Annotated in this window: 15 protein-coding genes; 11 read left to right on the forward strand and 4 right to left on the reverse strand. The window is 65.3% G+C overall.

Translation table 11 applies throughout. The annotated features are described in order from the left end of the window. Nucleotides 1-41 precede the first annotated feature (41 nt). From acnB to ACK4ZD_RS14075, 4 genes are all read right to left on the reverse strand, one after another. Nucleotides 42-2,645 carry a bifunctional aconitate hydratase 2/2-methylisocitrate dehydratase gene (gene acnB, locus ACK4ZD_RS14060; protein ID WP_409663360.1) on the reverse strand — a complete coding sequence of 868 codons (2,604 nt, stop codon included), beginning with the start codon at nt 2,643-2,645 and terminating at the stop codon, nt 42-44. Between the two features lie 290 nt (nt 2,646-2,935). Continuing rightward, nucleotides 2,936-3,421, reverse strand: a complete 486-nt coding sequence (locus tag ACK4ZD_RS14065) for a hypothetical protein (protein ID WP_409663362.1) — start codon at nt 3,419-3,421, stop codon at nt 2,936-2,938. A 113-nt stretch (nt 3,422-3,534) separates the two neighbouring features. Continuing rightward, nucleotides 3,535-4,599, reverse strand: a complete 1,065-nt coding sequence (locus tag ACK4ZD_RS14070; RefSeq protein WP_409663365.1) for an HpcH/HpaI aldolase/citrate lyase family protein — start codon at nt 4,597-4,599, stop codon at nt 3,535-3,537. 111 nt (nt 4,600-4,710) lie between these two features. Continuing rightward, complete coding sequence (locus ACK4ZD_RS14075) at nt 4,711-5,697, reverse strand: malate dehydrogenase (protein ID WP_409663367.1); 987 nt, start codon at nt 5,695-5,697, stop codon at nt 4,711-4,713. 147 nt (nt 5,698-5,844) lie between these two features. On the opposite strand from ACK4ZD_RS14075, the gene ACK4ZD_RS14080 reads away from it, so the two are divergent. From ACK4ZD_RS14080 to leuB, 11 genes are all read left to right on the forward strand, one after another. Continuing rightward, nucleotides 5,845-6,615 carry a GntR family transcriptional regulator gene (locus ACK4ZD_RS14080; protein WP_409663370.1) on the forward strand — a complete coding sequence of 257 codons (771 nt, stop codon included), beginning with the start codon at nt 5,845-5,847 and terminating at the stop codon, nt 6,613-6,615. Between the two features lie 87 nt (nt 6,616-6,702). Next, on the forward strand, nt 6,703-7,131 hold the full coding sequence (gene sdhC / locus ACK4ZD_RS14085) for a succinate dehydrogenase, cytochrome b556 subunit (protein ID WP_409663373.1): 429 nt from the start codon (nt 6,703-6,705) through the stop codon (nt 7,129-7,131). Between the two features lie 40 nt (nt 7,132-7,171). After that, entirely contained in the window at nt 7,172-7,534 is a 363-nt protein-coding gene (gene sdhD, locus ACK4ZD_RS14090; protein WP_409663377.1) for a succinate dehydrogenase, hydrophobic membrane anchor protein, read from the forward strand. Further along, the gene (gene sdhA, locus ACK4ZD_RS14095) at nt 7,535-9,334 is read left to right on the forward strand and encodes a succinate dehydrogenase flavoprotein subunit (RefSeq protein WP_409663380.1); all 1,800 of its coding nucleotides are present in this window, start codon (nt 7,535-7,537) and stop codon (nt 9,332-9,334) included. Between the two features lie 21 nt (nt 9,335-9,355). Next, nucleotides 9,356-10,060, forward strand: a complete 705-nt coding sequence (locus tag ACK4ZD_RS14100; protein WP_409663383.1) for a succinate dehydrogenase iron-sulfur subunit — start codon at nt 9,356-9,358, stop codon at nt 10,058-10,060. A 37-nt stretch (nt 10,061-10,097) separates the two neighbouring features. Next, entirely contained in the window at nt 10,098-10,367 is a 270-nt protein-coding gene (locus tag ACK4ZD_RS14105; protein ID WP_409663385.1) for a succinate dehydrogenase assembly factor 2, read from the forward strand. A 30-nt stretch (nt 10,368-10,397) separates the two neighbouring features. Continuing rightward, nucleotides 10,398-11,711 (forward strand): citrate synthase, encoded by a 1,314-nt coding sequence (locus ACK4ZD_RS14110; protein ID WP_409663388.1) that lies wholly within the window; start codon nt 10,398-10,400, stop codon nt 11,709-11,711. A 120-nt stretch (nt 11,712-11,831) separates the two neighbouring features. Next, the gene (leuC, locus tag ACK4ZD_RS14115) at nt 11,832-13,241 is read left to right on the forward strand and encodes a 3-isopropylmalate dehydratase large subunit (protein ID WP_409663390.1); all 1,410 of its coding nucleotides are present in this window, start codon (nt 11,832-11,834) and stop codon (nt 13,239-13,241) included. A gap of 14 nt (nt 13,242-13,255) precedes the next feature. Then, the gene (locus ACK4ZD_RS14120; protein ID WP_409663393.1) at nt 13,256-13,387 is read left to right on the forward strand and encodes an entericidin A/B family lipoprotein; all 132 of its coding nucleotides are present in this window, start codon (nt 13,256-13,258) and stop codon (nt 13,385-13,387) included. 5 nt (nt 13,388-13,392) lie between these two features. Next, nucleotides 13,393-14,043, forward strand: coding sequence for a 3-isopropylmalate dehydratase small subunit (gene leuD, locus ACK4ZD_RS14125; protein ID WP_409663396.1), 651 nt, complete (start codon nt 13,393-13,395; stop codon nt 14,041-14,043). Nucleotides 14,044-14,078: 35 nt separating this feature from the next. Further along, a complete protein-coding gene (leuB, locus tag ACK4ZD_RS14130) occupies nt 14,079-15,158 on the forward strand; it encodes a 3-isopropylmalate dehydrogenase (protein WP_409663399.1) in 1,080 nt (359 codons plus the stop codon). The last annotated feature ends 111 nt before the right edge of the window (nt 15,159-15,269 follow it).

Here is a 15,269-nt window from a genome sequence, read left to right on the forward strand (position 1 = left end):
ACGGCCCCGCAGGGCCGTTCAGGAAGGGGCTCGTCGGCCGCTCAGACCACCACCGCTTTGGCGGTGTCCGCGTACTCCTCGATCTGGTCGAAGTTCATGTAGCGGTACACGCTGGCAGCATCCTTGTTGATGATGCCCATCTCGGCGTGGTATTCGGCCACCGTCGGGATGCGCCCCAGCTTGGAGCAGATCGCGGCGAGCTCCGCCGAACCCAGGAAGACGTTGGTGTTCTTGCCCAGGCGGTTGGGGAAGTTGCGGGTCGAGGTGGACATCACCGTGGCGCCCTCGCGCACCTGGGCTTGGTTGCCCATGCACAGCGAGCAGCCGGGCATCTCGGTGCGCGCGCCGGCGGTGCCGAAGGCGGCGTAGTGCCCCTCCTTGATCAGTTCGTTCTGATCCATTTTGGTGGGCGGGGCTACCCACAGCTTCACCGGGATGTCACGCTGGCCGCCCAGCAGTTTGGCCGCGGCCCGGAAGTGGCCGATGTTGGTCATGCACGAGCCGATGAAGGCCTCGTCGATCTTGGTGCCGGCCACTTCGGACAGGAACTTGGCATCGTCCGGGTCGTTGGGGCAGCAGACGATGGGTTCGCGGATCTCGTTGAGGTCGATCTCGATCACGGCCGCGTACTCGGCGTCGGCGTCGGCCTCCAGCAGTTCAGGCTTGGCCAGCCAAGCCTCGACGGCCTTGATGCGGCGCTCCAGCGTGCGGCGGTCCTGGTAGCCGTCGGCGATCATGTTCTTCATCAGCACGATGTTCGACTGCAGGTACTCGATGATCGGCTCTTTGTTGAGCTTGATCGTGCAGCCGGCCGCCGAACGCTCGGCCGAGGCGTCCGACAGTTCGAAGGCCTGTTCCACCTTGAGGTCGGGCAGCCCTTCGATCTCCAGGATGCGGCCGGAGAAGATGTTCTTCTTGCCCTTCTTCTCCACCGTCAGCAGGCCCTGCTTGATGGCGTACAGCGGGATCGCATGCACCAGGTCGCGCAAGGTGACGCCGGGCTGCATCTGGCCCTTGAAACGCACCAGCACTGATTCGGGCATGTCCAGTGGCATCACGCCGGTGGCCGCGGCGAAGGCCACCAGGCCGGAGCCGGCCGGGAAGGAGATGCCGATGGGGAAGCGCGTGTGCGAATCGCCCCCCGTGCCCACGGTGTCGGGAAGCAGCAGGCGGTTGAGCCAGGAGTGGATCACGCCATCGCCCGGGCGCAGCGAGACGCCGCCGCGGTTGCTGATGAAGGCGGGCAGCTCGCGGTGCATTTTCACGTCCACTGCCTTCGGGTAGGCGGCAGTGTGGCAGAACGACTGCATCACCAGGTCGGCCGAGAAGCCCAGGCAGGCCAAGTCCTTCAGCTCGTCACGCGTCATGGGGCCGGTGGTGTCCTGGCTGCCGACGGTGGTCATCTTGGGCTCGCAGTAGGTGCCCGGGCGGATGCCTTGCTGCTTGCCATTGACCACCGGCAGGCCGCAGGCCCGGCCGACCATTTTTTGCGCCAGCGTGTAGCCACGACCGGTGTCCACCGGTGCCTTGGGCAGGCGAAACAGCGTGGAGGCAGGCAACCCCAGGAATTCCCGTGCTTTGCCCGTCAGCGAGCGGCCGATGATCAGGTTGATGCGCCCGCCGGCGCGCACCTCGTCGAGCAGCACCTCGCTCTTGAGTTGAAAGGTGGCGACGACCTTGCCGTCCTTCTCGATCTTGCCTTCGTAGGGGTAGATGTCGATCACGTCCCCCATCTCGAGACCGGACACATCGACCTCGATGGGCAGCGAGCCGGAGTCTTCCTGGGTGTTGAAGAAGATCGGAGCGATCTTGCCGCCCAGGGTCACGCCACCGAAGCGCTTGTTGGGCACATAGGGGATGTCCTCGCCGGTATGCCAGATCACGCTATTGGTGGCTGACTTGCGGCTCGAGCCCGTGCCCACGACATCACCTACGTAGGCCACCAGATGGCCTTTCTTTTTCAGCTCCTCGATGAATCGGATCGGGCCGCGCTTGCCGTCTTCCTCCGGCCTGAACGCGGCGTCGGGGCGGGTGTTCTTGAGCATCGCCAGGGCGTGCAGCGGGATGTCCGGACGACTCCAGGCGTCGGGGGCGGGGGAGAGGTCGTCCGTGTTGGTCTCGCCAGGCACTTTGAAGACGGTGACGGTGATTTTCCGGGCCACCTCGGGGCGGCTGGTGAACCACTCGGCATCGGCCCACGACTGCATGACCTCGCGCGCTTTGGCATTCCCAGCGCGCGCCTTCTCGGCCACGTCATGGAAGGCGTCGAACATGAGCAGCGTCTTTTTCAGGCCATCTGCCGCCACCCCGGCGACTTCCGGGTCGTCGAGCAGGTCGATCAAAGGCTTGACGTTGTAGCCGCCGACCATGGTGCCCAGCAGTTCGGTGGCCTTGGCTCGGCTGATGAGGCCGACCGAGACGTCGCCGTGGGCGACGGCGGCCAGGAAGCTGGCTTTGACCTTGGCCGCATCGTCCACGCCGGGCGGCACGCGGTGCGTGAGCAGCTCCAGCAGAAAGGCCTCCTCGCCGGCCGGCGGCGCCTTGATCAGCTCGATCAGCTCGGCCGTCTGTTGGGCCGACAAGGGCAGGGGCGGGATGCCAAGCGCAGCGCGCTCGGCGACGTGGTCGCGGTAGGTTTTCAGCATGGGCACTCCGGAGGGATCGGCCGATCCGACGGGATCGGCCGGCTCTCCTATTTTATGTCTTATATAAGACTTGTGCCAGTCTTGGCCGGCAAAGAGAAAGCCGCCCCACGGGCGGCTGTTATCGGGTGGCCGCCGCGGATCCGGCTTTGCCGGTCCGCCAGCGGCGCCCCCTTGAGGGGGCTGAGCCCGGACACGGACAGTCCCTGCGGACTGTTCGTGCCTGGTGAAGGGCCAGGCCGTCCTCGGTCGGGTGCGGGCTGCAAGCCGCCGAAGGCCGTAGGGAGCGGGCCTCAGTTCGCGGCGATGCCAATGCTCTCGCGCTTGTGGGTGGCCATCGCCTCGCGGTGCTTGGGGTGCACGCAGTTGTCCGCCACGCGGTAGCCCAGTGCGGTGTTCATCAGCATGGACTTGTCGGCGATTTGCAAGTACAGCGCTTGGCCACGCACGTCTTCCATGCGCAGCGCGCCCGTGGAGGAGACGGTGGGCCTGACGACCCAGGTTTTGCCAGCCAGAGTGACGTTGAAGTAACCCGGGTGGTCCGGGTGCGGCGTCACAGTGACGTGCTGGCCGAATTCGCAGTCGCTTCGGCCCACGTAGACCCGCGTGGCGGCCTCGAGCTGCTCGGGTGTGGCGGCAGCCAGTTGCATGGGGGCGGCCGATGCCGGGCCGGCCTTGGGGGCCTTCTTGGCCGAAGGCGACGATTGGGCCATCACGGCCCCGCAGACGGTCAGGGCCAGCGCCCCCGCGAGGCCGATCACGATGCGTTGGAAGCTCATGAAACTCTCCTGCTCCGAGATGAGACAGCCTCGATTGTGGGCAGGTGCATTTGGTAACACGTTGAATTTGCAGGGGGGGGCCGACGAATCTGAGACATTTTGCAGCTTCCGCCTCAGTCTGTAAGCGGACTTCCGGCATCCCTGGTGGAAACCCGAAAGAACGCATCGCGGGCGTCATCGGGCAGGGGGCGGCCAGTGCGTTCGGCGCGTTCGAGCAGGTACCAGTAGTAGCGGTAGCTGGCCCGGTCGTGCAGGGTGTCCACGCCGCGCGTGCGATGCCGGATCGGGCCCCAATGAGCGGCCTGGGCGGCCAGCAGGATCTCGCAGGCCTCCTCGATCTCGCCCGCGTCCGGGGCGAAGGCCTCCACGATGGGCAGGATCTGATCGGGGTGGATGCTCCACATGCGCGTGTAGCCCAGCTCGGCGGCGGCGCGGCGGGCGGCCCTGCCCAGGGCCTCGCGGTCCCGGAACTCGGTGACGACGCAGTGCGAGGGCACCTTGGCATGGCGGTGGCAGGCCGCCGCGATCTCCAGCTTGGCGCGCAGCACGAGCGGATGGGTGAACTGGCCGGCTGCGCTCATGCCCGCCGCACCGATCGCGCCGCGGTGGGCCGAGACGAAGTCCATCAGACCGAAGGACAGTGATTCCACGCGCGGGTGGGCGGCGATGCGATCCACTTCGTGCAAGGCGCCGTGGGTCTCGATCAGCACATGCACCGGCACCGGATGCGACAGCCCCAGGTTGCGTGCGATCGCATCGATGCGCTCGATGGCCTGGGCGACGTCTTGGGCGTTGCGGGGCTTGGGCAGCATCAGGTAGGCCAGGCGCGGACCGCAGCGCGACAGCAGCAGGTCGATCTCGGCCTCGAAGGCCGGATGATCCACCGGATGCACCCGGGCGCCGACGCGGCCCCAGCGGTTGGCCGGGCTGTTCACCAGCTCGGCGATGAGTGCCGCGTGCTCGAGCTCGCCGCCCACCGGTGCACCGTCTTCGGCATCCAGCGTCACATCGAAAATCGCCCGGCCGTGGGCCTCACCCAGCTCGGCCTGGAGCGCCAGGCTCTTGCGCATGCGCGCTTCCACGCCGGCATAGTGGTCGCACACCGGCAGCTCGGGCGCTTGCTCACCGGCATCCAGCAAGGCCTGGCGGGGGTGGAGGGCGGAGGCATGGGAGGTCATCGCGGGCTCCGACGGTCGGTGAAGAGGGAAGCGGGCAACAAAAAAGGCCGACACCTGCGGGTACCGGCCTTCGGGGGTCAAGGCGCGACCCTCGGGTGCGCCTGGCGGGCATCACAGCAGGTGCTTGACGCCGTCTTGTTCGGCCAGCAGTTCGGCCAGGGTCTTGTCGATGCAGGCCTGAGAGAACTCGTCGATCGGCAGACCTTCGACGATCCTGTACTCACCATTCTCGCAGGTGACCGGGAAGCCGAACATCACGTCCTTCGGGATGCCGTACTCACCGTTGGACGGCACGCCCATCGTGACCCATTCGCCGTTCGTCCCCAGGGCCCAGTCGCGCATGTGGTCGATGGCGGCATTGGCGGCCGAGGCGGCCGACGACAGGCCGCGCGCCTCGATGATGGCCGCGCCGCGCTTGCCCACCGTGGGCAGGAAGACGTCCTTGTTCCAGGCGTGGTCGTTGATCATGTCTTTCACCGACGCGCCGTCGATCGTGGCAAAGCGGTAATCGGCGTACATCGTGGGCGAGTGGTTGCCCCACACGCACAGCTTCTTGATCGAGGCCACAGGTTTGCCAGTCTTGGCGGCGATCTGGCTGAGCGCGCGGTTGTGGTCCAGTCGCAACATGGCGGTGAAATTGCGGCGCGGCAGGTCGGGGGCCGACTTCATCGCAATGTAGGCGTTGGTGTTGGCCGGATTGCCCACCACCAGCACCTTGACGTTGCGCGAGGCTGACTCGTTCAGCGCCTTGCCCTGGGCGGTGAAGATCTGGGCGTTGGCGGCCAGCAGGTCGGCGCGCTCCATGCCCGGGCCGCGCGGACGCGCGCCCACCAGCAAAGCGTAGTCGGTGTCCTTGAATGCGGCCTTGGCGTCACTGTGGGCCTCCATGCCGGCCAGCAGCGGGAAGGCGCAGTCCTCGAGCTCCATCATCACGCCCTTGAGCGCCTTCTGGGCCTTCTCGTCGGGGATTTCCAGCAACTGCAGGATGACCGGCTGGTCCTTGCCCAGCATCTCGCCGGAGGCGATGCGGAACAGCAGCGCGTAGCCGATCTGGCCGGCGGCACCGGTGACGGCGACGCGAACGGGTTTCTTGCTCATGGTTGGCTCCAAGGGGGAGGGGAGGGTTGTGACCGCCCTGAAGTTTAGGTCAAAGTGGGGCGGGAAACCACGAGGTTTGTCATCTTATGTCTTATATAAGACATCTGTCCCTGGACTTCGCGCGGGCGATATGTTGCAATCCCGCCCATGGCACAGCAGCCCCCTCAGAGCGCGACCGATCCCGCCTCGCCCGACTCGGCGGGGCCGGCCTTCAGTCCGCTGTACCAGCAGATCAAGGCGCTGATCACGCGCAGCCTGCAAGGTGGCGAGTGGCGCCCGGGGGAGGCCATTCCCAGCGAGGTCGAGCTGGCGGCACGTTTTCGCGTCAGCCAGGGCACGGTGCGCAAGGCCATCGACGAGCTGGCGGCCGAAAACCTGCTGGTGCGCCGCCAGGGCAAGGGCACCTTTGTGGCCACTCATGCCGAGGAGCGGGTGCAGTACCGCTTCCTGCGCCTCACCCCGGACGAGCCGGGCGGTGTCCCTTTCGAGCGCCGCGTGATCGACTGCCGCCGTCTGCGCGCCCCGGCCGAGGTGGCGCGTGCCCTGGAACTCAAGTCCGGCGACACGGCCGTGCAGATCCGCCGCTTGCTCAGTGCGCGGGGGGTGCCGGTGGTGCTCGACGACATCTGGCTCAACGGTCAGCTCTTCAAAGGTCTGACGGCCGAACGCCTGGGTGAGTACCGCGGGCCGATGTATGCGCTGTTCGAGACGGAGTTCGGTGTGCGCATGATCCGTGCCGAAGAGAAGCTGCGCGCGGTGGCCGCCGACGAGGCTTGTGCCGCGTTGCTGCAGGTCGATCGCGGCTATCCCCTGCTCAGCGTGGAGCGATTGTCCCTGACGTATGGTGATCGCCCGGTGGAGTTCCGTCGCGGGCTGTACAACACCGCAACCCACTATTACCGCAACGAGCTGCAATGACGGTGCGTTGCTCGCAACGTCGGCGATCCGCTGCTGTTGCGTTGCAATAAAATCGGTTGGTTTCACATTTGTTACACAAGGTTGGGTATGCCTGAAATCGCCAAAGATAGACCGGTCTACCGAAACATCCACGTCACGGAGATCATCAAGTACCGGCTGCCTGCGGCCGGCATCGTGTCCATCCTGCACCGCATCAGCGGCGCGCTGATGTTCCTGCTGATGCCGCTGGTCATTTGGATGTTCGACACCAGCGTGAGCTCACAGGTCTCTTTCGACCGCTTCGCCAGCGCCTTTCAGGTGGGCTTGGGCGTCGTGCCCGGTTGGTTGCTCAAGTTGGTCGTGCTGGCGCTGATCTGGGCGTATCTGCACCACTTCATCGCCGGCATTCGCCACCTCTGGATGGACGTCTACCACACCGTCTCGAAGGAACAGGGCCGCAGCTCCGCCATCTTCACGCTGGCCTCGAGCTTGCTGCTGACGGTCGTGCTCGGAGCCAAGCTCTTCGGCCTGTATTGAGCCGGGGCGAGACAGAGAACAACAGCAACGGAATCCCGCGATGAGCAAGAACTACGGATCCAAGCGCCTGGTGGTCGGGGCGCATTACGGTTTTCGCGACTGGCTGGCCCAGCGCGTCACGGCGGCGCTGATGGCGCTGTTCACTCTCGTATTGCTGGTGCAGGTTTTGATGCCCGGGGAGCTGGGCTATGACCGCTGGGCCGGCATCTTCTCGAGCCAGTGGATGAAGGTGCTGACCTTCGTCGTGATCATCTCGCTGCTCTACCACGCCTGGGTGGGCATGCGCGACATCTGGATGGACTACGTCAAGCCCGTGGGCATCAAGCTCGTGCTGCAGGTGTTCACGATCGTGTGGCTGGTCGGCTGTGCCGGCTGGGCGATCCAGGTGTTGTGGAGGCTGTAAATGCAAATCGGTACTTCTCTGCCCAAGCGCAAGTTTGATGTCGTCATCGTCGGAGCTGGTGGCTCCGGCATGCGGGCTTCCCTACAGCTCGCCCTGGCCGGCCTGAACGTGGCCGTGCTGTCCAAGGTCTTTCCCACCCGCTCCCACACCGTGGCGGCCCAGGGCGGCATCGGCGCGTCCTTGGGCAACATGTCGGAAGACAACTGGCACTACCACTTCTTCGACACCGTGAAGGGGTCGGACTGGCTGGGCGACCAGGATGCCATCGAGTTCATGTGCCGTGAGGCACCGAAGGTCGTGTACGAGCTCGAGCACTTCGGCATGCCCTTCGACCGCAACCCGGACGGCACGATCTACCAGCGCCCCTTTGGCGGCCACACGGCCAACTATGGCGAAAAGCCCGTCCAGCGCGCCTGCGCCGCGGCCGACCGTACCGGCCACGCCATGCTGCACACGCTGTACCAGCAAAACGTCAAGGCCCGCACGCAGTTCTTCGTCGAGTGGATGGCGCTGGACCTGATCCGCGACGCCGACGGCGACGTCGTGGGCGTCACCGCGCTCGAGATGGAGACTGGCGAGGTTCACATCCTTGAGGGCAAGACCGTGCTGCTGGCCACCGGCGGGGCCGGCCGTATCTACGCGGCCTCCACGAATGCCTTCATCAACACCGGTGACGGCCTGGGCATGGCGGCGCGCGCCGGCATCCCGCTCGAGGACATGGAGTTCTGGCAGTTCCATCCCACCGGCGTGGCCGGCGCGGGTGTGCTGCTGACCGAGGGGTGCCGCGGTGAAGGGGCGATCCTGCGCAATTGCAATGGCGAGCGCTTCATGGAGCGTTACGCGCCCACGCTGAAGGATCTCGCCCCGCGCGACTTCGTCTCGCGCTGCATGGACCAGGAGATCAAGGAAGGTCGGGGCTGCGGTCCCAACAAGGACTACGTGGTCCTCGACATGACCCACCTGGGTGCCGAGACCATCATGAAGCGCCTGCCTTCGGTCTACGAGATCGGCCACAACTTCGCCAATGTCGACATCACCAAGGAGCCCATTCCCGTGGTGCCGACCATCCACTACCAGATGGGGGGGATCCCGACCAACATCCACGGTCAGGTGGTGGTGCCCCAGGGGGGCAACCCCAATACGGTGGTGCCCGGTCTGTATGCGGTCGGGGAGTGCTCCTGCGTGAGCGTGCACGGCGCCAACCGCCTGGGCACCAATTCGCTGCTGGATCTGCTGGTGTTCGGCCGTGCGGCCGGCAACCACATCGTCGAGACCCTCAAGAAGGAGCCCAAAGCCCACAAGCCTTTGCCCAAAGATGCGGCCGACCGTTCATTGGCTCGCCTAGCGCGTCTGGAGGCCAGCACCTCGGGCGAATACGCCCAAGACGTGGCCAACGACATCCGCAAGACCATGCAGCAGCACGCCGGTGTGTTCCGCACCCAAGCCAGCATGGACGAGGGCGTGCGCAAGATGGCCCAGATCGCCGAGCGCGTGAAGGCGATCGCGCTGAAGGACAAGTCCAAGGTCTTCAATACCGCCCGCATCGAGGCGCTGGAGGTCGAGAACCTGATCGAAGCCGCGCAGGCGACGATCGTGTCGGCGGCGGCCCGCAAGGAAAGCCGCGGCGCCCACACGGTGAACGACTACGGCGACACGCCCGAGTTCCCGAACGGCCGCAACGACCGCGACTGGATGAAGCACACCCTTTGGTACAGCGAGGGCAACCGCCTGGAGTACAAGCCGGTGAACCTCAAGCCGCTGACGGTGGAATCCATCGCGCCCAAGGTCCGTTCCTTCTGAAGCCTGCGCCCGGAGTACCCCATGACCCTGCGAACCTTCCAGATTTATCGCTACGACCCGGACAAGGACGCCAAGCCGTACATGCAGACCCTGCAGGTGGAGCTCGACGGCTCCGAGCGCATGCTGCTGGACGCCCTCGTCAAGCTCAAGGCTGTCGACCCGACGCTGTCCTTCCGTCGTTCCTGCCGCGAGGGGGTGTGCGGCTCGGACGCGATGAACATCAACGGCAAGAACGGCCTGGCCTGCCTGACGAACATGCGCACGTTGCCCGATGTGGTGGTGCTCAAGCCGCTGCCGGGCCTGCCGGTGGTGCGCGACCTGATCGTCGACATGACGCAGTTCTTCAAGCAGTACCACTCGATCAAGCCCTACCTCGTCAACGACACGCCACCGCCCGAGAAGGAGCGCCTGCAGTCGCCCGAAGAGCGTGACGAACTCAACGGTCTGTACGAATGTATCTTGTGCGCGAGCTGCTCCACGAGCTGCCCGAGCTTCTGGTGGAATCCGGACAAGTTCGTCGGCCCTGCCGGCCTGCTGCAGGCCTACCGATTCATTGCCGACAGCCGCGATCAGGCCACGAGCGAGCGCCTCGACAACCTCGAGGATCCGTACCGCCTGTTCCGTTGCCACACCATCATGAACTGCGTCGACGTTTGCCCCAAGAGCCTGAACCCCACGAAAGCCATCGGGAAGATCAAGGAGCTGATGGTGCGTCGCGCCGTTTAAGGCGCTCGCGCGCCGTGATAAGGTCCGTGCAAGCCGCATGATGGACACTGCACTCGATGAACGCTCGCTGAGCAAGCTGCGCTGGCGCTGCCGGCGAGGGCTGCTCGAGAACGACCTGTTCATCGAGCGCTTCTTCGCACGCCACGGGTCGACGATCACGGTGCGCCAGGCCGAAGGGTTGCAGGCCCTGATGGAGCTGGCCGACAACGACCTGCTGGATCTGCTGCTGGCCCGCAAGGAGCCGCAGGGCGAACTCGATCGTGCCGAGGTGCGCGAAGTGCTAGCCCTGCTGCGTCGGCGCGGATGACGTTTTTTTGGATAGCCTCAAGGAAGAGCCATGACACCGTCTGATGTGAAAGCCACCCTGTCGTTCTCGGACGGCAGTCCCTCGATGGAGCTCCCCATCTACAAGGGCACGATCGGCCCGGACGTGATCGACATTCGCAAGCTCTATGCGCAGACGGGCAAGTTCACCTACGATCCCGGCTTCCTGTCGACCGCCTCGTGCAATTCGTCGATCACCTACATCGACGGCGACAAGGGCGAGCTGCTCTACCGCGGCTACCCGATCGAGCAACTGGCCGAGCACTGCGACTTCCTCGACACCTGTTACCTGCTGCTGTACGGGGAGTTGCCCAACGCCGCCCAGAAGAAGGACTTCGACTCGCGCGTGACCAACCACACGATGGTCAACGAGCAGATGCAGTTCTTCTTGCGCGGGTTCCGTCGCGATGCCCACCCGATGGCTGTGCTGACCGGCCTGGTGGGCGGCATGTCGGCCTTCTATCACGACAGCACCGACATCAACAACCCGCAGCACCGCGAGATTTCGGCGATCCGTCTGATCGCCAAGATGCCCACGCTGGTGGCCATGGCCTACAAGTACTCCATCGGCCAGCCCTACATCTACCCGAAGAACTCGCTGTCGTACACCGCGAACTTCCTGCGCATGATGTTCGCGACGCCCTGCGAGGAGTACGAGCCCAACGACGTGCTGGTGCGCGCCCTGGACCGCATCTTCATCCTGCATGCCGATCACGAGCAGAACGCCTCCACCTCCACGGTGCGCCTGTGCGGATCCTCGGGCACCAACCCGTTTGCCGCCATTGCCGCCGGCGTGGCCTGTTTGTGGGGCCCGGCCCACGGCGGGGCCAACGAGGCCTGTCTGAACATGCTGGAAGACATCCAGAAGATGGGCGGCGTGGCCAAGATCGGCGAGTTCATCGCCAAGGTCAAGGACAAGAGCTCCGGTGTGCGTCTGATGGGCTTCGGCCACCGCGTCTACAAGAACTACGACCCGCGTGCCAAACTCATGCGCGAGACCTGCCATGAGGTGCTGGGTGAACTCGGCCTGGGCAATGACCCCCTGTTCAAGCTCGCCATGGAGCTCGAGAAGATCGCGCTGGAAGACGAATACTTCGTGGCCCGCAAGCTCTACCCGAACGTCGACTTCTACTCGGGCATCGTCCAGCGCGCCATCGGCATTCCGGTGAGCCTGTTCACGGCCATTTTCGCCCTGGCCCGCACGGTGGGCTGGATTGCACAGCTCAACGAGATGATCGGCGACCCCGAGTACAAGATCGGCCGTCCGCGCCAGCTCTTCGTTGGCTCGCCCAAGCGTGACGTGAAACCCCTAGCCCAACGGGGCTGACACAGGGGCTGGGCCGCCCCTGGCGGTCTGAGTGGATCCCGATCTCCCGACCCCGGCCCCGCGCCGGGGTTTTTGCTTGCAAAAGCTTAAAATCATTGGCTTACCACCCACGAGGCTGCCATGGGCCGCACGTTGTACGACAAGATCTGGGACGAGCATGTCGTCCACACCGAGGAAGATGGCACGGCCATCCTCTACATCGACCGTCACTTGCTGCATGAAGTGACCAGTCCGCAGGCCTTCGAGGGGCTGGAGGTGGCTGGTCGCAAGGTCTGGCGCCTGTCGGCCAACCTGGCGGTGAGCGATCACAACGTGCCCACGACCGACCGCAGCCAGGGCATTGCCGACCCGATCTCGCGCCTGCAGGTCGAGACGCTGGACCGCAACTGCGATCGGCTGGGCATCACGCAGTTCAAGATGAACGACAAGCGCCAGGGCATCGTGCATGTGATCGGCCCGGAGCAGGGAGCCACGCTGCCGGGCATGACGGTGGTCTGTGGCGACTCCCACACGTCCACTCACGGGGCCTTCGGCGCACTGGCCCACGGCATCGGCACCAGCGAGGTCGAGCACGTGCTGGCCACCCAGACGCTGCTGGCCAAGAAGGCCAAGAACATGCTCGTCAAAGTGGAGGGGCAGCTTCCCAGGGGCTGCAGTGCCAAGGACATCGTATTGGCCATCATTGGCCGTATCGGCACGGCCGGCGGCACGGGCTACACGATCGAGTTCGCCGGCAGTGCGATTCGAGCGCTCAGCATGGAAGGCCGCATGACGGTGTGCAACATGGCCATCGAGGCCGGTGCGCGTGCCGGCTTGGTGGCGGTGGATGACACCACGATCCAGTACGTCAAGGGGCGTCCGTACTCGCCCACCGGCGTGGAGTGGGACCAGGCCGTTGCCTACTGGCGAACTCTGCATTCGGACCCGGACGCGCACTGGGATGCGGTGGTCGAGCTCGACGCCAGCCAGATCCGCCCGCAGGTGACCTGGGGCACTTCCCCCGAGATGGTGGTCTCGATCGACGACCGCGTGCCCGACCCCGAGCGGGAGAAAGATGCCGTCAGACGCAGCGCGATGGAGCGGGCTCTGCAGTACATGGCCCTGGAGCCGAACAAGCCGGTATCGGACATCCGCATCGACAAGGTCTTCATCGGCTCGTGCACCAACTCGCGCATCGAGGATTTGCGCGAAGCTGCCGCGGTGGTGCGCCGCCTGGGCGGCAAGGTGGCGGCCAACGTCAAGCTGGCGATGGTCGTGCCGGGCTCGGGCCTGGTGAAGGAACAGGCCGAGCGCGAGGGCCTGGACCAGGTCTTCAAGGCGGCCGGCTTCGAATGGCGAGAGCCGGGCTGCTCGATGTGCCTGGCGATGAATGCCGACCGTCTCGAGCCAGGCGAGCGCTGCGCCTCCACGTCCAACCGCAACTTCGAGGGTCGGCAGGGGGCTGGCGGGCGCACCCACCTGGTCAGCCCGGCCATGGCCGCGGCTGCCGCCATCGAGGGCCACTTCGTCGATGTGAGCCGCATGGCCTGAGGAGAGACCGAGCCATGAGATACCTGTGGATCATGCTGTTGGTGGCGGCCTTCGGACTGGCCGGCTGCAACACCATCGAGGGACTGGGCAAAGATGTCCAGAAGGTTGGTGAGAAGATGGAAGAGGCGGCCAGCCGTAGGAAGTGACACCCATGAAGCCGTTCACTATTCATAAAGGCGTGGTGGCGCCCATCGACCGCGAGAACGTCGACACCGACGCCATCATCCCCAAGCAGTTCCTGAAGTCGATCCAGCGCACAGGATTCGGTCCGAACCTGTTCGACGAATGGCGCTATCTCGACCGCGGCGAACCGGGTCAGGATCCGGCCACGCGCCAACCCAACCCGGACTTCGTGCTGAACCAGCCACGCTACCAGGGTGCGTCGGTGCTGCTGGCCCGCAAGAACTTCGGCTGCGGCTCCAGCCGCGAGCATGCCCCCTGGGCGATCGAGCAATACGGCTTTCGCGCCCTGATCGCACCGAGCTTTGCCGACATCTTCTTCAACAACTGCTTCAAGAACGGGCTGCTGCCCATCGTGCTGCCCGAGCACGAGGTGGCCCGGCTCTTCGACGAGGTGTATGCCTTCGTCGGCTACGAGCTCACGATCGATCTGCCGCGCCAGGTGGTGGTCAAGCCCGACGGCACCGAGCTCGCCTTCGAGGTGCAAGCCTTCCGCAAGTACTGCCTGCTCAACGGCTTCGATGACATCGGCTTGACCTTGCGTTATGCCGACAAGATCAAAGCCTTCGAGGCCGAACGTTTGGCGCGCAAGCCCTGGCTGAACCATCGGCTGGTTGGCTGAGGCGGGCCATGAATCCCATGAACACAAGGAAAACCATGAAGATCGCAGTCCTGCCGGGTGACGGCATCGGCACCGAGATCGTCGCCGAGGCCGTCAAGGTGCTCCAGGCGCTGGAGCTGCGCGTCGAGATGGAGCAGGCCCTGGTGGGCGGCGCTGCTTACGAGGTGCATGGCCACCCGCTGCCCGAATCCACCCTCAGGCTGGCCCAGCAGGCCGATGCCGTACTCTTCGGCGCCGTGGGCGATTGGAAGTACGACAAGCTGGAGCGCGCACTGCGTCCCGAGCAGGCCATTCTGGGCCTGCGTAAGCACCTGCAGCTCTTCGCCAACTTCCGCCCGGCGATCTGCTACGAGCAGCTGACCCATGCCTCCAGCCTCAAGCCGGAGCTGGTGGCGGGCCTGGACATCCTCATCATCCGCGAGCTCACCGGCGACATCTATTTCGGCCAGCCTCGCGGCCGCCGTGCATCGCCCGATGGGGCTTTCCAAGGCGCACCGGAGGCCTTCGACACGATGCGCTACAGCCGCCCCGAGATCGAGCGCATCGCTCACGTGGCGTTTCAGGCCGCCCGCAAGCGCAGCAAGAAGGTGACCAGCGTCGACAAGGCCAATGTGCTGGAGACCTTCCAGTTCTGGAAGGACGTGGTCACCGAGGTGCATGCGCAGTATCCGGACGTGGAACTCGAGCACATGTACGTCGACAACGCCGCGATGCAGCTGGTGAGGGCCCCGAAGAAGTTCGACGTGATCGTCACCGGCAACATGTTCGGCGACATCCTGTCCGACGAGGCCGCGATGCTGACGGGCTCGATCGGCATGCTGCCCTCGGCCTCCCTCAACGACCGCGGGCAGGGCCTGTACGAGCCCAGCCACGGTTCAGCGCCCGACATCGCAGGGCGGGGCGTGGCCAACCCGCTGGCCACCATCCTGAGCGCGGCGATGATGCTGCGCTTCAGCCTGGACCAGGCCGAGGCGGCCGACCGTATCGAACGCGCCGTGCAGGAGGTTCTGGCGCAGGGCCTGCGCACGGCCGACATCCACAGCGAAGGCACCACCCGTGTGGGGACGAAGGAGATGGGCGACGCCGTGGTCGCCCGCCTGAAAGCGCAGGGCTGAGCCCACAAGGCCGGCCCCGGGCGCCGGCATTCCGGGAATCCGGCGGATTCCACATCCTCTTGGCAACTTCTGGCGATAGACAACGATGGCAACGACTCTGGTAGGTTTGGT

The sequence above is a fragment of the Caldimonas sp. genome, from assembly GCF_046291045.1.
Taxonomy (GTDB): domain Bacteria; phylum Pseudomonadota; class Gammaproteobacteria; order Burkholderiales; family Burkholderiaceae_C; genus Caldimonas.